Raw genomic sequence first — 15,669 nt, 5'->3', positions numbered from 1 at the left:
CAAAGGTTCGAATCCTTTCGCGCTCACAAAAAACCTCACAACTTTTATTGTGAGGTTTTTTGTTTTTAAAAGCTTACAATTTTATTTTACAATCCAACAATTTTAATGAATCAAACAGGATAGAGCATCCCGATTTCAATCGGGACGGCAAAGGTTCGAATCCTTTCGCGCTCACAAAAAACTTCACAATTTTTATTGTGAGGTTTTTTGTTTTTATTAACTACATACAAATTGATCTGCACGATTTATTTTCATCGAAAAATCATGAACTTTTTGTTTATATTAGTTCTATGTGTTATTGTTATATACTTCATTCTAAATCTTTGGATAAATTCTATGTGGGACATTCCTCAGAGCCTTTACAGGAAAGATTAAGAAAACATTTATCAGATCATAAAGGATATACTTCAAAAGCTAAAGATTGGATTGTAGTATATTTTGAAAATTTTGACTCAAAATCTTCAGCATATAAAAGAGAAAGAGAGATTAAGGCATGGAAAAGTAAATCTAGAATTCAAAAACTCATACATGCAACACAAAGGATAGAGCATCCCGATTCTTAATCGGGACGGTCAAAGGTTCGAATCCTTTCGCGCTCACAAAAAACCTCACAATTTTTATTGTGAGGTTTTTTGTTTTTATTTATTCTATAAAATATTCGCCATCCACTGATCAAAACGATTTTTATATTTTCCCCGGCGGTATGAATCAGGATATCAGGTTCTTTGATCGGATTTAAGCTAAAATTCTCTCTTTCAGAAGAAACATTCAGTATATTTGTAATAGGACTTATTGTATTTAAATGTTGACAGATCAATTTGGAAGGAGCATAAATTATCTCCGGCTTGCTATTGTAGACCGGTGTAATCTCCGATGTACTTACTGTATGCCGGAAAACGGTCTTAGCTGGATCAAGCAAAATGAATTAATGACTGATGAAGAAATGCTCAGAATCTGTTCGGTATTTACAGAAATGGGAGTCGATAAAATCAGGATAACAGGAGGAGAGCCTTTCGTCCGTAAAAACAGTATTGAACTCATCCAAAATATATCGCAATTAGATGGACTTACCGATCTCAGTATAACAACCAACGGTCTTCTTACAGAACAGTATATTCCGCAACTTAAAAAATTCGGGATCAAATCTGTCAACTTAAGCCTTGATACACTCGATAAGGAACGCTTTTTCCGAATCACCAGAAGAAATAGTTTTGATCAGGTGATGAAAACTTTAGACAGTTTATAACAACATCATATAAAAGTAAAAATCAACACGGTAGTCATGGAAGGGGAAAATACTGAGGATATCATTCCATTGGTGATGCTCGCAAAAGAGCTTCCGGTAGATGTCCGCTTTATTGAAGAAATGCCTTTTAACGGAAGTGATACTGATATTTCCCTGAAATGGAATTTTACACAAATTTACAGCTATATTAAAGATCATTTCCCAGAAATCCAAAAGACAGATGATCCTAAAAGCTCAACGTCTTACAGTTATAAGATCCCAGGCTTTACAGGAAATATTGGAATCATTGCAGCTTATACCCGTTCATTTTGTGGAGACTGCAACAGAATAAGAATCACTCCTTCCGGTATTCTCAGAACCTGTTTATATGAAGGAACCGGTGTCAATCTAAAAAATGAAATCCGTATGGGAAAAACAGATGAAGAGTTGAAAAACATAATTATCAGCAGCATACACAAAAAACCGAAAGACGGCTGGGAAGCTCAGAAACTGAGTTTAACCGCCTCACAAATCCATCAGTCAATGGCAACAATAGGAGGATAACTATGGAAATGATTAGCGTACAGCAGGCAGAAGAGATTATACTTTCCCAAATCAAAGACTTCGGAACCGAGGAGATTTTCTATGAAAATGCCTTAGGAAGAATTTTAGCAGAAAATATTTTGGCAGATCGCGATTTGCCGCCATTTGACAGGTCAACAGTAGATGGAATTGCCATCAGTTTTAATTCGTTTGAAAAAGGAATTCACACCTTTACCATCAAAGCTGTACAGGCAGCGGGAGAAGTTCCAGTTTCTATTGATGACGAAAACGAATGCATAGAAATTATGACCGGAGCAGCTTTGGATTCTTCAATGGACACTGTCATTCGTTATGAAGATATTTCGATAAACAACAATTTTGCAAGCATTACTATCGATGTTAAAAAAGGACAGAATATCCATCTGAAAGGAAGAGATAAAAAGGCAGGAGAAATATTGGTAAAAGCCAATCAAGTGATAACTCCATCTATTCTCGGGATTGCTGCGTCAGTGGGAAAAACATTTCTAACAGTGAAAAGACTTCCCAAAGTAGCCATTATTTCCACAGGGGACGAAATGGTACCACCTGAAACGATCCCTACTCCATTTCAGTTAAGACGCTCCAACGGAATTACTATAAAATCCGTTTTGGAAAAATACAGAATAAATGCTGACTGGCTGCATTGGAATGATGATTTTGAATTCATAAAAAAGGAACTTTCCCAATGCATCGAAAATTATGATATTTTGCTGATGAGCGGCGGGGTTTCTATGGGGAAATTCGATTATCTGCCCAAAGCCTGTGATGAACTGGGAATAGAGAAAATTTTTCATAAAATAAGACAAAGACCGGGAAAACCTTTCTGGTTTGGAAAAAGCCAAAACGGAAAATTGGTTTTTGCATTCCCTGGAAACCCGGTTTCCGTATTCATGTGCCTGCACCGGTATTTTATTCCCTGGCTGGAAAAATCTTTGGGAATCCCGGAAAATCCCCAATATGCTGTTTTACAAAATGATATAGATTTCCCTTTTTCATTACAATATTTCGCCCAGGTTAAACTCAGCATGAATCCATCAGGGAAGTTGATTGCAGAATCAGTAAATACCAATGGTTCCGGAGATTTTTCCCATCTTGCGGAAACCGATGCATTTATAGAACTTCCTCTGGAAAAAACTATGTTTAAGAAAGGCGAAGTCTATAAAATCTGGAGATATAATTTTTAATGTAATCATGACAAATTTTTCACATCTTAATAAAAAAGAACAGCCCGGTATGGTGAATGTAGGCGGTAAAAAAGTTACCCACCGGAAAGCCACTGCCAAAGCTATTGTAATACTTCCTGAACATATTCTGGAAGCGCTTCAGAAAGATGATTTTAAAACTAAAAAAGGTTCAGTTTTCCAAACTGCTATCATTGCAGGAATAATGGCAGCAAAAAAAACGGGAGAATTGATTCCTCTCTGCCATCCTATTGGTATGGACAACTGTGAAATAGATATTGAAATTAATGCTCAAAATGAAATTGAAATCTATTGTACTGCCGAAATCGAAGCTAAAACAGGCATCGAAATGGAAGCATTGACAGGCGCATCTGTTGCCGCACTTACTATGTATGATATGTGCAAAGCCATGAGTCATGACATCGTAATCAAAGAAATACAACTCATCGAAAAATCCGGAGGAAAAAATGATTTCAAAAGAGACTGATGTTCCCAAATTAAACGGGCTGGTACTGGCAGGGGGAAAAAGCCAGCGAATGGGGAACCCTAAAGATAAAATCAGCTGGCATGGCAAAGAGCAACGGTATTTTGCCGCTGATCTTTTAGCTCCGTTTTGTAACGAAGTTTTCATTTCCTGCAGACAAGACCAGCTGGAAAATTTTGATCCAAATTACAATGCCCTTACTGATACTTTTCTGAATATGGGACCTTTCGGCGGAATTCTTTCGGCATTACGCTCCCAAAGAGATACAGCATGGTTGGTCGTTGCCTGTGATTTACCTTTATTGGATGAAAAATCGTTAGAGTTTTTAATTGAAAACAGGAATATAGAAAAAGCAGCCACCACTTACGAAAGTCCTTTTGACGGATTACCGGAACCATTAATTACTATCTGGGAGGCCAAAAGCTATCCTTTGCTCCTCAATTTTTTAGGATCAGGAATTACCTGCCCAAGAAAAGTTCTTATCAACAGTGATATATTGATTCTGAAACCAGGCAACCCGGATTCTTTAATGAATGTGAATACTCCCGAAGATAGGGAAAAAGCCCAGGAAATTTTAAGAAAACAGATTTAAGACAGAAACAGATGAGTAACCCGCTTGAACGTTATCATTGCCAGATGGCTTTACCCGGATTTGGAGCTTCGTCTCAGGAACTTCTTAAAAACGCTAAAGTTCTGATCGTAGGTATGGGAGGGCTTGGCTGTCCTTCGGCACAATATCTTGCTTCTTCAGGTATAGGAACAATTGGTCTTGCCGATAATGATACCGTCTCTGAAAGCAATCTTCACCGCCAGATTTTATATGCTCCGGAAGATATAGGAAAATCAAAAGTTGATATTGCTACTAAAAAGTTACAACAGCAAAATCCAACAGTAAAAATCATTCCGTTAAATTTCCGCGTAACCTCTGAAAATGTAATGGATCTGATTTCTGAATTTGATCTGATTATTGATGGAACAGATAATTTTGAAACAAAATGTCTGCTGAATGACGCTTGTGTACTGACGGGAAAACCTTTGGTATATGGTGCTATTTACCAATACGAAGGCCAGGTAAGTATCTGGAATGTTATACAGAAAGACGGTACTTACTCTCCCAATTACCGTGATGTTTTTCCGAATGCGGAAGAATCACAGGTTCCGAACTGCAGAGAAGGCGGCGTGCTTCCTACACTGGCAGGCATTGTAGGATGTATGCAGGCTAATGAGGCCATAAAATATTTTACAAATCCCGAGGATTCATTGGCAGGAAAACTCTGGATGATGAATGTTCTGAATGGCAAAACACAGATTATTAAATTAAGAAAAACTTCTGTGCAGATTACAGCTTTACCTCAGGCTGTTGATACCATTACGTTTGAGCAGCTGATGCAGAAGAAAGATCATTTTGAAATCATAGATGTCCGTACATCGCAAGAGCATGAACAGTTTAATATAGGAGGAATCAATCTTCCTGCAGAAGAATTACAGAATCATTCAGATTATATTTCGGGTTGTTCAAAACCTATTCTGGTTTATTGTCAATCCGGGAAGCGAAGTACAGAAGCGGTAAGAAAAATAAAAAAGAGCTTTCCTGAAAAGAAAGTATTTTCTTTAAAAGACGGCATTCAAAAAATACAATAAATACTTCTTAATTTAAAATCATTCAGAAGTAATAATCATCTTCTTTTTTAAGCATCAATCAATAATATTCTGAGTCATTTTCTGCGAAACAGCAATATGTTCTCCCACCATCTCATGAATGGTCTCATCAATCATAATACACATACTGTTCAAGGCTAAATCATTCGCATCCGTTCCAAAAGGCTCCTCAATTTCATCTGCAATCGCTTCAAATGCTACAAATGTATAAGCTACAAATACGACAATAAGAGGCGTAAACCATCCCAGCGAATCTACAAGACCGAAAGGCAGCAAAAAACAATAAATATACACCGTTCGATGCAACAGAACACGGTAACTGTAAGGAATCGGGGTAGAAACCAATCTTTCACAACCTCCTAAAATATCAGAAAGCTTATCAAAATTCTCATCAAAACGCGCCTGTTGGATAGAATCTAAGTAACCTTGATCCTTCGCTTTCTGAACCCATTCTGCAAGCAACCGCATAATAACTGCCGGCTTATATTTTGATCCTGCAACAATTTTCAGCTGGTCTTCATTAAGCCTTGATTTTAAATCTTCATAAGCATCTGTTCCTCTAAGTTGATGTTTCAGCGCAAAAACAAAGCAACTAAGTAAGTTAACAAAGCTATGGACAGAAATTGTATCGTTCTTTATATTGCTTAGAGTCATTGCCTGTCGAGTCAATGCACGTGTAGTATTCAACAAGGCACCCCATAATTTTCTTCCTTCCCAAAATCTGTCATAACTGGCATTATTTCTAAACCCGAGGAATAAGGCAAGTACAAAGCCAAACAGCGTCAGTGGCGCAGGATTTAACGGAACTTTAAATGAGAGTATTATTCCATGAAAATAAGTCACCAATAAAGAAAGGATTAAAAGCAATCCCAAACGGGGAAGCAAAGCAGGCAAAACAGAACCGTGCCACACAAAAAGCATTCTGAACCAGTGTTCTTTTTTTCTTATGATCATTACTAAATGATAATTTACTTAAGTAATATGTTTTATGGTTGTTCGAGGCTTGTTCCGGCTGCAGCAATGACATGATCATCAATCCTTTTAAAAATTTCGGGACTATGCTTTCGGATTTTGATACGGACATATTTGGAAGCAGGCATATTAGCTCCATTAACTACATTATTGATGGATACCAATACATTGGTTTCCGGAAAATAGGTCATAGTGCTTTTCTGAGGAATTGGATATTTTACAACAATGAAAAGCGGTGCAATTCTTTCAATTCCGTCATCATAATTGAAAAGGTCTACGTGGTCACCTTCTTTGAGACCGGCTTTCTCTATATCTTTTTCATTCATCATGACAACTCTTCTTTCATTGAAAATCCCACGGTAACGGTCATTCAGACCATATACAACTGTATTAAACTGATCATGTGTTCTGGTTGTTCCCATCAGATATTCATCATCTGCAAGCGAATTATCCGGCACTGCTGTTATATTGAAAGCAGCTTTTCCCGGAGAAAATTCACTGTTGAAAATACCATCCCTTGGTCCGTTCGGAAGATAAAAACCGCCTTTCTGAACAACCCTTTCGTTATAGTTTTCAAATCCGGGAATACATTGTTCGATATCATTACGAACGGCATCATAGCTGTTGATAAATTTGTCCCAATCTACAACAGAACGTTCACCCAAAACTGCTTTTGCCATTCTGCAGGCGACGTGTGTTTCATTGATCAGGTTTTTAGAAATCGGATCCAGAACACCTCTTGACCATTCCACAACACCCATTGAGTTTTCTGTACTTACGTGCTGAAGTTCTCCATTGATCATATCTTTCTCACTTCTGGAAATTACCGGCAAAATAAGAGCTTCTTTCCCATGGATAAGATGATTTCTGTTCAATTTTATAGAAACGATTACAGACATTTCCAGCTTCCGCATTGCTTCTGCCGTAAAGGTTGTATCCGGTGCTGCAGAAAGGAAATTACCTCCCATGCAGAACATAAATTTTACCTTTTCTTCGTGCATCGCTTTCAGGGCATTCACAACATCATAACCGCCTTCTCTCGGAACTTTAAAGCCATAATATTCCTGTAATCTGTCCAGTTGTTCAGTCGTAGGATGGTGGTTAATAAGCAGCGTTCTGTTTCCCTGCACATTACTGTGACCTCGAACAGGACAGGCTCCTCCTCCCTGGATTCCTATGCTTCCTTTCATCAGCAGGAGGTTCACGATATTATAAATCATTTCCACCCCGTTGTGCTGTTGTGTGATTCCCATTCCCCAACAAATGATAATACGTTTTTTTGAGGCAATCATTTGTGCGGCTTCCCTTAGGTTTTCAATCGGAATTCCGCATTCCTCGGATAAAAAATTGAGGTCATACAATTTTAATTCTTCAACCAATTCATTGAAGCCCGCAGTTTTATTAATGATAAAATCGTGGTCAAGAATTTTTCCCGGATTTTTAGCCTCTTCTTCCAATACCAGAATTTGCAATGCTTTCAAAAGCGCCATATCTCCGTTAATTTTGACAGGAAGATATAAATCCGACAATTCATAAGGCTTATTGAGCAAAGCACGAACTTCCTGAGGATTTCTGAAACCTTTTAATCCGGCTTCAGGAAGCGGATTGACTGCCATAATTTTTGCTCCGTTTTTCTTTCCTTTGGTTAATGCGGAAAGCATTCTCGGCGAATTGGTTCCGGGATTCTGACCGATGATAATGATGAGGTCTGTATCATAAAAGTCTTCAAGTTTTACCGTTCCTTTTCCGATACCTATGCTTCTTGAAAGCGCATAACCGGAAGTTTCGTGGCACATATTGGAGCAGTCCGGAAAATTATTAGTTCCAAATTCACGGGCGAACAACTGATATACCCAGGTTGCTTCGTTGCTGGTTCTTCCTGAAGTATAAAATATGGCTTCGTTAGGCGAATTCAAAGCGTTTAATTTTTCGGAAATTTTTGTAAAGGCATTATCCCAACTTATCGGCTGATAATGGGTTCCTCCTTTCGGTAAATACATAGGCTCCACGATTCTTCCTAACTGGCTGATTTCAAAATCCGTCAGTTTTGCTAAATCATAAACCGAATTTTCTCTGAAAAACGCTGCATCTATCTTTTTTGAGGTAGCTTCTTCTGCTAAGGCCTTTGCTCCGTTTTCACAGTATTCACCCAATCTGGAACGTTCATCATCCGGGTCGGGCCATGCACAGCTTGGGCAATCGAAACCATCAAACTGATTCATACTGAAAAGAGCTCTTCCTCCACGAAGAACAGAGGCATTGAGAACCAACTGGTCCAATGAATGGATAACAGCAGGAACACCAGCTGCCCAAGCTTTTGGCGGTTTCAGTTTCAAATCCAGCAATTTATATGGAGGTTCTGCAGAAGGTAATCTACTACCCTCTTTTATTTTATCGAATGAATCTTTGTTTTCCATGATTTCTAAATTTAAAAAAATGAAAAAATTAGCATTTTATATTCGGATTGGGATAATTGTCGCTTTGGTCTTCCAACGTATTATCGATACAAACAAAATCTTTTTCTACTAAAAGCTTTACCAATCCTGATTGTCCGTCAAAACCCACCCTGTCTGTGGAAATCCACTCATTTATCATAGCTTTAGGCATTTTCAGTACAATTCTGTTTTCGATGAAAACCGCTGAAAGCTCTTCGTTGTCCGTTTTTTCGATAGAATAAATAAACGGACGGTCTACAAATTCAGTAAAGCTTGAGATGACTCCGTTTTGTCCTAATTCTGCAACTTCAGACTGGGTCAAACGGAATCGTATTGAGTTGTCTTTAATTCTTATTTTCATAACAAATTTTCAATTTTAAAATGGCTGCCTGAATGGTAAATATTAAACCTATTATCCCGGAGAAAGCCTAACAAAGTGATATCAAATTCTTTTGCCAGATCTACTGCAAGGCTGGATGGCGCTCCTATTGCTGCAACAATCGTAATTCCTGCCATTGCTGCTTTCTGGATGAGCTCGAAACTGGCTCTTCCGCTTAGAACCAAAATTTTATTGTCGAGAGGAAGTAAATCTGCTGATAATGCATATCCTATAATTTTATCTAACGCATTATGCCTTCCTACATCTTCACGCAGTGCCAAAAGATTGCCTTCCAGGTCAAAAATGCCGGAAGCATGAATACCGCCCGTAGCACTGAAATTATTCTGAAACGACTGCAGCTTTTCAGATAGTTGATACAGAGTTTCCAGGGAAATTTCTGTGTTTTGTTTTGTATGATTATGGAAAGTGCTTACTGTTCTTATGGATTCTATGGATCCTTTTCCACATACACCACAGCTGGAAGTGGTATAAAAATTTCGGTCGGCTTTCATAAGCTCAGGAATACAACCTTCTGTAAGTTCAACAATAACAATGTTTTCGCTGTTTCTGGAGCATTCTGTCTCCGGAAAATATATGCTTTTAACCTGTTGATGGCTGGAAATAATTCCTTCTGTAAACAGAAAACCGACAGCAAGCTCTGCATCATTTCCGGGAGTCCGCATGGTTACAGAGATGTTTTTAGACTCTTTTCTATCTGCTAAATGATAAGCAACCCTTATTTCCAAAGGTTCTTCAACAGAAACATCATCCGTATAATGAAAACTGTCATTGTCTTTAACTTTGACGATTTCTATCTGCTTTACCGATTTATTTGATAACAGATGGGCTTTCATAATTTAATAATTGATACATAAAGGTACAAAATTTTACTCCTCAAACTACGGGTGTGCAGAAACCCATTCTTCTCCGTCCTCAAAAATTTCTTTTTTCCATATGGGAACGGTCTTTTTAATATTTTCAATCATAAAGCTGCATGCATCGAAAACAGCATTTCTATGCCCGTCACTCACCACGATGATCACGGCAGCATCGCCTGGAAATAAAATTCCGGTACGGTGATGAACTACAATATTTTTTACCGAAAATAAAGAAATAGCTTTATCCGTTATTTTCCGTATTTCCTTAATTGCCATAGATTCATAGCATTCATATTCCAAGCGGGTAACAGATTTACCTTTGGTGTGATTTCGTACTGTTCCTACAAATGATGCCATTCCTCCGCATGCAGGATCGGATGCAAAGCTAAAGCAATCTGTAAGATCCAGGATTTGTTCTGTTATTTTTATATCAACCATATTTATTATCCACCGCTTACCGGAGGGATTATTGCTATTTCGTTAGACACTGTTATGATCTGATCATCCTCTGCATATTCATCGTCAACGGCAATAAAATAGGATTTTAATTTTTTCAGTTCCGGAAAGCTTTTTTCCAGAAGCTCCTTGAGTGCTTTGACGTTTGCCTTTTCATGTATTTCTATTTCTTTTTCTGAAGTTCCGAAAATATCTTTCGTTATTCCGAATGCCAGTATTTTAAGTTTCATTTTTATATGCAGCTTATTACCAATATTTTATTAAAACGTTTATTCCGGCTACCAGAACCAGAACAGCCGTCATTCTTTTGATGACTAAAGGATTCCATTTCAGGGACATCCTGGAACCGATCTGCCCACCAATGAACACGGCAAAACATAAACTCAGAATTCTGAAATAATCCATATCTGCAGACAGCTTAGATAACTGGCCAAAGATTCCTGATATTGAATTTACCAATATGAAAACACTTGACGCCGCTGCAATTTTCCGTGGGGTATCCCATTTCATGAGGTTTAACAGTGGGGAAAGAAAAATTCCGCCGCCAATGCCTACCAATCCTGATAAAAACCCGATTCCTCCTCCTAAAAATCCGTTTTTGAAAAGTGAAGCTTTTCTATATTCCGAAGGATTTTCTCCATTTTTTGCTTCTGTCTTTATCCACAGCAACAGCGCAGCCATGATTAAGGTGCCACCTAATATCAGAAAAAAAGTTTCCTGGCTTATTTTCAAAACAGCTCCCAGGTATGCCATGGGAACACTTACAAGGGTAAGCGGCAGTATTTTCTTCCAATCAATCTGCTTATTTCTGATGTAAATGAATACGCCTCCTATTACTACAATAACATTACAGATAAGTGCCGTTAACCGTATTTCCTGATAAGGCAGACTGTACATTGCCAGAACAGCAAGGTAACTGGATCCTCCACCAAATCCCACAGAAGAATAAATGAAAGCGATAATTAAAAAAAAGAAAAAGATTTCCCAATGCCCCATATATTTTGCAGAATTAATTTTCTTACAATAATACTCATTTTTAGGGCGCCATTCAGGGTTATCACTTAAAAGTTTCTATTATAATTTGGGTGAAGGATGTTGCAGATTGTTTTTTAAGGATGGAAGATGGAAGCCTGAGGATGGAAGTTACTATTGGACCTATCAATAAAGAGTTATTAACCAATACTTATTTCTATTCTCAAACTTCTTTGGCCAAAGATTTACACTGCTTCTTTTGTTTTTGTTGCGCTCTTAGCGGCCTCGATTTTCTTAGTATTCCTAAGCTCACGTTTCATTTTACGGTAGTCCCAGGGAGCAACCGCATTAATATCCTGCCAAAGGCCTATTTTCTTTTGTTGTGCAGTTTCCTGCAGTTTTCCCAAAGAGGCATCTTTGGAATAGGAAAAATACCACCATCCCAATCCTGCTTTGATAAGCTCTTTGGAAAGGTATTTCCCATCGTCATAATACACTTTCGCAATGGATCTTCCATAACGGTCCTTAGTCGTTTCAACAAAGCTTACCGTTTTCCCAAAAACCTGAGCAGAAGTAAACTGTTTCGCATTTTTACCGAACGCCTGTCCACTTTCCGGACAATCGACTTCAGCCAACCTCAGTTTTTTTTGCTGGTTGCCTTTTAACAGTAAAGTAATGGTATCTCCGTCTGAAATTTTGATCACTTTTCCGGTAGTCTGTGAGAATAGATATAAAGGGAAAAGTACGTACAGCAGCATTAGTCGTTTCATAAGGCAAATATAGGGATTAGTGGGGCTTTTTAATTAAAAAACCTCGCGTTTTGCGAGGTCTTTTTAATATTGAATAAGTTACTTTTGATTTTTTTTTGCCTCAAAGTTGGGAGACTTTGTGGAGAGAATTATTCAACATCCAATACTTTATGAACATCGTTAAAATTATACCAGCGTTCTTTTTTACCGGGATAATAGTAGTACAATTCATCCAAGTATGTATCTTCTTTAAGAAAGGTAGTTCCTTTATTTAGTGGTAATATATAATTGTCTAAATTGTTAATGAAACTAATGTATTGACTGTAATTATATTTAGTTTGTGAAGAAATGGTTTCGCATAGTATATCTTTATTATCAATTCTATTACCATCATCGCTGATACGTCCACTACTTGAAACATATTCATCAATCAGTTTATTACTAAAAAAAGAGGCTATTTTTTGAGCATCAATTGCTACGAAGAATAAATATCCTCCATTTTTTAAAACTTGAAATAATTCATTTAAATCTTTAGTAGAATGATTAGTTTTTTTTACAGCCCTACGCTCATTAAGAGTCAAAAAATTCTCTCTGCAAAAACATTTTTTAGCCATTAAAAACTGTTGAAATGCCAAACTATCTTTTTTTAAAAATGTCTTTAATTTTTCATATTTGGTATCTCCGACAGGAGTTTGTCCCCAAATGATCACATTAAATAGCAAAAAAACTATAACAATGAATATTTTTTTCATCACTTACTTTGTTTATTATTTTTATCTGCAACGTACAAGTAAACAGCTTGAGCATCCTTTAGATACATGTGACTGTTTCCACCTATAACTTTCTTTCCATTGTATATTGTTATATGTCCTGTAAAGTTTACGTCTTTCTTTGCAATCATAATAAAAGTGCCCTTTTTACCACCAAAAACTTCTTGAACTTGTTCTTCAGAAGTTGGATTTTCGACTTTTATAATTTTATCTTCATTACCTTTATAAATTTTGTCTAACACTTTTTTAAACTCTCCTTCTGTTGAAGTGATATTCAAACCTTTCATTTTACCAGACAATCCTTTAAAATCTGGTTTTAAATACTTTCCAAACCCTATTCTATTGCATGCTATAGAACCTCTTGTTGCACATGCATTAGTCATATTAATTGGTTTTTGACCAACTAGTCTTAATACCTCATTATCTCTATCATATTTTTCACCATACACATAAGAAAATATATCCAAATTAGAAACTTCTCCATTTTTCCAGGTCATATCATCTTGTGTTTTAGGCCACTTATCATATAGTAATTCCCATTCCACTTGCTTCCCATTTGGATCTATATATCTAATTGGATTTTGGTAAGTATAAATATAAGGATTTAGATTTCCCCAATAATATACTCCATCGTTATGTTCTCCGTCCCCATAGAATTCATTTTCCATTACAGGATGATAGACTGCCAACGGATCCACCCCATACCAAATACTAGCTCTCGGATTATAATATCTTGCTCCATAATAATACAGCCCTGTTTCTCTATCCAATTCTTTTGCATTGAACTTATATGGGTTATCATATACACCTGTTCGCTGCTCCAGCATTGTTTCTCCGAATGGTAAATTTAAGAAAAACTGAGACGTCTAATCACCTGTATTGTGATATAATTAATTGTTCGGAAATGATCACCAAGCAATATAATTCTAACACTCATTATTATTTTTCACGAAACAAAGCTCCTTTTTCTATTTTCCAGACATTCGGCTTCAGCCAGCCTTAACTTTACCTTTTTTGCTGATTGCCTTTTAACAGTAAAGTAATGATATCTCCGTCTGAAATTTTGATCACTTTTCCGGTAGTCTGTGAGAATAGAAATACAGGGAAAAGTATGTGCCATTTCCTGGGGCAAATATAGAGATTAGTGCATTTTGTTTAATTAAAAAACCTCGCATTTTGCGAGGTTTTCATAATATTAAATTTGAGTTATTTGATTTCCTACCTCAAAGTCTGGAGACTTTGCAGAGCGGATGTAAAGAGCCGGAAATTAAGAAGTTGACACTAACGTAAAATCTTCTATTTCCCAATAATTATCATGCAATCTTAGTTTAAATACAGCATTTCTCCCGTAATAATCTTTTTTTATACGATGGTCAACAAAAACTAATGCTGTTCTTTTAGAAGGATCAAATACAATCTCTGAAAAATAGACAACACCTATCTCACATTCATTTGTATGTTTATCATACTCTGCCAGATCCAGGACTTTTGCGGTACACAAATTAAATTGATTTGCTTTTATAGAACTTCGTGTACTTAATTTTTTAATAATATCTGTATTATTGGAAAATTCTTTTAAAAGCTCCTTCCTACTTTTTATGTCATTTATATGAGCTTCGGGATGACCTGTAATAAAGTTTTTACTACTTGTAGCAAAATATGTATTTTTACTTTTAGTAGAATCTATATACAAATTGCAAAATTTTTCAGGATGATTAAAAATTTCGTTGTGCGCTTTTGTCTTCTCTTCGATATATAAATCCTCATTATGAACTCTTAAACTATCAAAATATCTTTTTTCACCTAAATAATCTTCTCGAAAAAAATAAGGTATCAACTGATCTGTTAAATCATTATATAGTTTTACATTAGTATCGGTAGATTGACTTACACATTTTTTCATTTCCTCCTTACAATTCGTAATTAATAAAGAGGATAATAAAATTATAACTATTTTAGTTTTAAAATTCATATTTTTTAGGGATTTTGGGTTAATAACATGGTCTTACTCGCAAATTATCTTTCGTTTTTTATAATTATCTAAAATAGATGGCATTTTTTGTGATTTCAAGTCCCTGATTTCACGTTGTTGCCTAAAATCTTAATGATCTGCTATTAATAAAAAGTTATTTTCAGTTTCCTCATTTCATTCATCAGCTCCTTTTTATATAAATCAATACGAATACCTCGAATGGAAGGGAAATTGTGGGATTTCGCATCAAAATAATATGCTATTCTGTTCAGAGATTCTTCTTGATGATCTTCCAGACATTGATCAATCTGATCTGCTATGTATGCATCTAGATAATCCTCCGGAGGTTTAACGTAAAAACCGAAATTAATAGAATCATTTTGGAATGCTTTTTCCAACGCAGGAATGTAAATCTTATAAAAATCCTTTGTTTTCATTTTAGATTAAAAAATAAAATACCACGGACAGATGATTGCAGATCCCAAAAGAGGAAAAAAGAAAAATTTTCAAACTTTTTAAAACAAGATAAGTCTATGGTTATTAACCCGGTAAAGGTAATAAAAAAGAATTCAGGAAAATTAATTAAAAAATATTCTTAATTTTATTTTTTTTATTCCAAAAAGTATTGCAAATTTGCAGCCCTAAAAACGATGCAAATTCGTTATTAATAACACTCTCGGGGCGTAGCGTAGTCCGGTCATCGCGCCTGGTTTGGGACCAGGAGGTCGCAGGTTCGAATCCTGCCGCCCCGACTTAAAAAAATTTAGGGTGCGTAGCTCAGCTGGATAGAGCATCTGCCTTCTAAGCAGACGGTCAAAGGTTCGAATCCTTTCGCGCTCACTTAAAGACTTACTGGAAACAGTGAGTCTTTTTTGTTTTTATTCCCTCAAACAATAATTATTGAATAGAGCATCCCGATTTCAATCGGGACGGCAAAGGTTCGAATCCTTTCGCG

General features: G+C 36.5%; 19 protein-coding genes and 2 tRNA genes. 9 read left to right on the top strand and 12 right to left on the bottom strand.

The annotated features are described in order from the left end of the window. The first annotated feature begins 290 nt into the window (after positions 1 to 290). The 7 genes from FFS26_RS22020 (at position 291) to FFS26_RS21995 (ending at position 5,113) form a co-directional block, all read left to right on the top strand. Positions 291 to 563, top strand: a complete 273-nt coding sequence (locus FFS26_RS22020) for a GIY-YIG nuclease family protein (protein ID WP_110010805.1) — start codon at positions 291 to 293, stop codon at positions 561 to 563. Positions 564 to 802: 239 nt separating this feature from the next. Next, positions 803 to 1,246, top strand: coding sequence for a radical SAM protein (locus tag FFS26_RS22855; protein WP_228449479.1), 444 nt, complete (start codon positions 803 to 805; stop codon positions 1,244 to 1,246). A gap of 36 nt (positions 1,247 to 1,282) precedes the next feature. Then, positions 1,283 to 1,789 carry a hypothetical protein gene (locus FFS26_RS22850; protein WP_228449478.1) on the top strand — a complete coding sequence of 169 codons (507 nt, stop codon included), beginning with the start codon at positions 1,283 to 1,285 and terminating at the stop codon, positions 1,787 to 1,789. 2 nt (positions 1,790 to 1,791) lie between these two features. Continuing rightward, positions 1,792 to 2,991 (top strand): molybdopterin molybdotransferase MoeA, encoded by a 1,200-nt coding sequence (locus FFS26_RS22010; RefSeq protein ID WP_137906164.1) that lies wholly within the window; start codon positions 1,792 to 1,794, stop codon positions 2,989 to 2,991. A 7-nt stretch (positions 2,992 to 2,998) separates the two neighbouring features. Next, complete coding sequence (gene moaC, locus FFS26_RS22005) at positions 2,999 to 3,475, top strand: cyclic pyranopterin monophosphate synthase MoaC (RefSeq protein ID WP_137906163.1); 477 nt, start codon at positions 2,999 to 3,001, stop codon at positions 3,473 to 3,475. Beyond that, entirely contained in the window at positions 3,456 to 4,064 is a 609-nt protein-coding gene (locus tag FFS26_RS22000) for an NTP transferase domain-containing protein (protein ID WP_110010809.1), read from the top strand. Before moaC ends, FFS26_RS22000 begins: the two co-directional genes overlap by 20 nt. Positions 4,065 to 4,075: 11 nt before the next feature. Further along, positions 4,076 to 5,113, top strand: a complete 1,038-nt coding sequence (locus FFS26_RS21995) for a HesA/MoeB/ThiF family protein (protein WP_137906162.1) — start codon at positions 4,076 to 4,078, stop codon at positions 5,111 to 5,113. Between the two features lie 54 nt (positions 5,114 to 5,167). Here FFS26_RS21995 and FFS26_RS21990 read toward each other — a convergent pair whose 3' ends face one another. From FFS26_RS21990 to FFS26_RS21935, 12 genes are all read right to left on the bottom strand, one after another. Then, entirely contained in the window at positions 5,168 to 6,085 is a 918-nt protein-coding gene (locus tag FFS26_RS21990) for a bestrophin family protein (protein WP_110010811.1), read from the bottom strand. Between the two features lie 32 nt (positions 6,086 to 6,117). Then, on the bottom strand, positions 6,118 to 8,520 hold the full coding sequence (locus FFS26_RS21985) for an FdhF/YdeP family oxidoreductase (protein WP_110010812.1): 2,403 nt from the start codon (positions 8,518 to 8,520) through the stop codon (positions 6,118 to 6,120). A 28-nt stretch (positions 8,521 to 8,548) separates the two neighbouring features. Next, on the bottom strand, positions 8,549 to 8,899 hold the full coding sequence (locus FFS26_RS21980; protein WP_110010813.1) for a DUF7009 family protein: 351 nt from the start codon (positions 8,897 to 8,899) through the stop codon (positions 8,549 to 8,551). Next, complete coding sequence (fdhD, locus tag FFS26_RS21975) at positions 8,896 to 9,771, bottom strand: formate dehydrogenase accessory sulfurtransferase FdhD (protein WP_110010814.1); 876 nt, start codon at positions 9,769 to 9,771, stop codon at positions 8,896 to 8,898. The genes FFS26_RS21980 and fdhD overlap by 4 nt, the downstream gene beginning before the upstream one ends. Before the next feature lie 45 nt (positions 9,772 to 9,816). Beyond that, positions 9,817 to 10,233, bottom strand: coding sequence for a molybdenum cofactor biosynthesis protein MoaE (locus FFS26_RS21970; protein ID WP_110010815.1), 417 nt, complete (start codon positions 10,231 to 10,233; stop codon positions 9,817 to 9,819). A 5-nt stretch (positions 10,234 to 10,238) separates the two neighbouring features. Then, positions 10,239 to 10,481 carry a MoaD/ThiS family protein gene (locus tag FFS26_RS21965; protein ID WP_110010816.1) on the bottom strand — a complete coding sequence of 81 codons (243 nt, stop codon included), beginning with the start codon at positions 10,479 to 10,481 and terminating at the stop codon, positions 10,239 to 10,241. Positions 10,482 to 10,497: 16 nt separating this feature from the next. Further along, positions 10,498 to 11,247 (bottom strand): sulfite exporter TauE/SafE family protein, encoded by a 750-nt coding sequence (locus tag FFS26_RS21960; protein ID WP_110010817.1) that lies wholly within the window; start codon positions 11,245 to 11,247, stop codon positions 10,498 to 10,500. Positions 11,248 to 11,468: 221 nt separating this feature from the next. Beyond that, positions 11,469 to 11,993 carry a thermonuclease family protein gene (locus FFS26_RS21955; RefSeq protein ID WP_110010818.1) on the bottom strand — a complete coding sequence of 175 codons (525 nt, stop codon included), beginning with the start codon at positions 11,991 to 11,993 and terminating at the stop codon, positions 11,469 to 11,471. A gap of 128 nt (positions 11,994 to 12,121) precedes the next feature. Next, positions 12,122 to 12,724, bottom strand: a complete 603-nt coding sequence (locus FFS26_RS21950) for a hypothetical protein (protein ID WP_110010819.1) — start codon at positions 12,722 to 12,724, stop codon at positions 12,122 to 12,124. Then, positions 12,724 to 13,569 carry a T6SS effector amidase Tae4 family protein gene (locus FFS26_RS23010; RefSeq protein ID WP_110010820.1) on the bottom strand — a complete coding sequence of 282 codons (846 nt, stop codon included), beginning with the start codon at positions 13,567 to 13,569 and terminating at the stop codon, positions 12,724 to 12,726. The genes FFS26_RS21950 and FFS26_RS23010 overlap by 1 nt, the downstream gene beginning before the upstream one ends. A gap of 440 nt (positions 13,570 to 14,009) precedes the next feature. After that, positions 14,010 to 14,714, bottom strand: coding sequence for a hypothetical protein (locus FFS26_RS21940; protein WP_137906161.1), 705 nt, complete (start codon positions 14,712 to 14,714; stop codon positions 14,010 to 14,012). A 143-nt stretch (positions 14,715 to 14,857) separates the two neighbouring features. After that, a complete protein-coding gene (locus tag FFS26_RS21935) occupies positions 14,858 to 15,151 on the bottom strand; it encodes a hypothetical protein (protein ID WP_110010822.1) in 294 nt (97 codons plus the stop codon). A gap of 240 nt (positions 15,152 to 15,391) precedes the next feature. Between FFS26_RS21935 and FFS26_RS21930 the strand changes: the two genes are divergently transcribed. Next, positions 15,392 to 15,466: transfer RNA gene (locus FFS26_RS21930), tRNA-Pro, on the top strand. Between the two features lie 14 nt (positions 15,467 to 15,480). Next, positions 15,481 to 15,554 (top strand) — tRNA-Arg (locus tag FFS26_RS21925). Positions 15,555 to 15,669: the final 115 nt, after the last annotated feature.

This window comes from Chryseobacterium sp. 2VB (assembly GCF_005503635.1).
In the GTDB taxonomy this organism is placed as follows: domain Bacteria; phylum Bacteroidota; class Bacteroidia; order Flavobacteriales; family Weeksellaceae; genus Chryseobacterium; species Chryseobacterium cupriresistens.
The sequence above is the reverse complement of the archived record's forward strand: the minus strand, read 5'-3'. Positions and strand labels throughout refer to the sequence as shown.

Coding starts and splice junctions, on each gene's coding strand:
- FFS26_RS22850 (WP_228449478.1), top strand. CDS start 1,283: ATGGAAGGGGAAAATACTGAGGATATCATTCCATTGGTGATGCTCGCA.
- FFS26_RS21985 (WP_110010812.1), bottom strand. CDS start 8,520: ATGGAAAACAAAGATTCATTCGATAAAATAAAAGAGGGTAGTAGATTA.
- FFS26_RS21955 (WP_110010818.1), bottom strand. CDS start 11,993: ATGAAACGACTAATGCTGCTGTACGTACTTTTCCCTTTATATCTATTC.
- FFS26_RS21965 (WP_110010816.1), bottom strand. CDS start 10,481: ATGAAACTTAAAATACTGGCATTCGGAATAACGAAAGATATTTTCGGA.
- FFS26_RS22020 (WP_110010805.1), top strand. CDS start 291: ATGTGTTATTGTTATATACTTCATTCTAAATCTTTGGATAAATTCTAT.
- FFS26_RS23010 (WP_110010820.1), bottom strand. CDS start 13,569: ATGCTGGAGCAGCGAACAGGTGTATATGATAACCCATATAAGTTCAAT.
- FFS26_RS21960 (WP_110010817.1), bottom strand. CDS start 11,247: ATGGGGCATTGGGAAATCTTTTTCTTTTTTTTAATTATCGCTTTCATT.
- FFS26_RS21950 (WP_110010819.1), bottom strand. CDS start 12,724: ATGAAAAAAATATTCATTGTTATAGTTTTTTTGCTATTTAATGTGATC.
- FFS26_RS22000 (WP_110010809.1), top strand. CDS start 3,456: ATGATTTCAAAAGAGACTGATGTTCCCAAATTAAACGGGCTGGTACTG.
- FFS26_RS21940 (WP_137906161.1), bottom strand. CDS start 14,714: ATGAATTTTAAAACTAAAATAGTTATAATTTTATTATCCTCTTTATTA.
- FFS26_RS22855 (WP_228449479.1), top strand. CDS start 803: ATGTTGACAGATCAATTTGGAAGGAGCATAAATTATCTCCGGCTTGCT.
- fdhD (WP_110010814.1), bottom strand. CDS start 9,771: ATGAAAGCCCATCTGTTATCAAATAAATCGGTAAAGCAGATAGAAATC.
- FFS26_RS21970 (WP_110010815.1), bottom strand. CDS start 10,233: ATGGTTGATATAAAAATAACAGAACAAATCCTGGATCTTACAGATTGC.
- FFS26_RS21995 (WP_137906162.1), top strand. CDS start 4,076: ATGAGTAACCCGCTTGAACGTTATCATTGCCAGATGGCTTTACCCGGA.
- FFS26_RS22010 (WP_137906164.1), top strand. CDS start 1,792: ATGGAAATGATTAGCGTACAGCAGGCAGAAGAGATTATACTTTCCCAA.
- FFS26_RS21990 (WP_110010811.1), bottom strand. CDS start 6,085: ATGATCATAAGAAAAAAAGAACACTGGTTCAGAATGCTTTTTGTGTGG.
- moaC (WP_137906163.1), top strand. CDS start 2,999: ATGACAAATTTTTCACATCTTAATAAAAAAGAACAGCCCGGTATGGTG.
- FFS26_RS21935 (WP_110010822.1), bottom strand. CDS start 15,151: ATGAAAACAAAGGATTTTTATAAGATTTACATTCCTGCGTTGGAAAAA.
- FFS26_RS21980 (WP_110010813.1), bottom strand. CDS start 8,899: ATGAAAATAAGAATTAAAGACAACTCAATACGATTCCGTTTGACCCAG.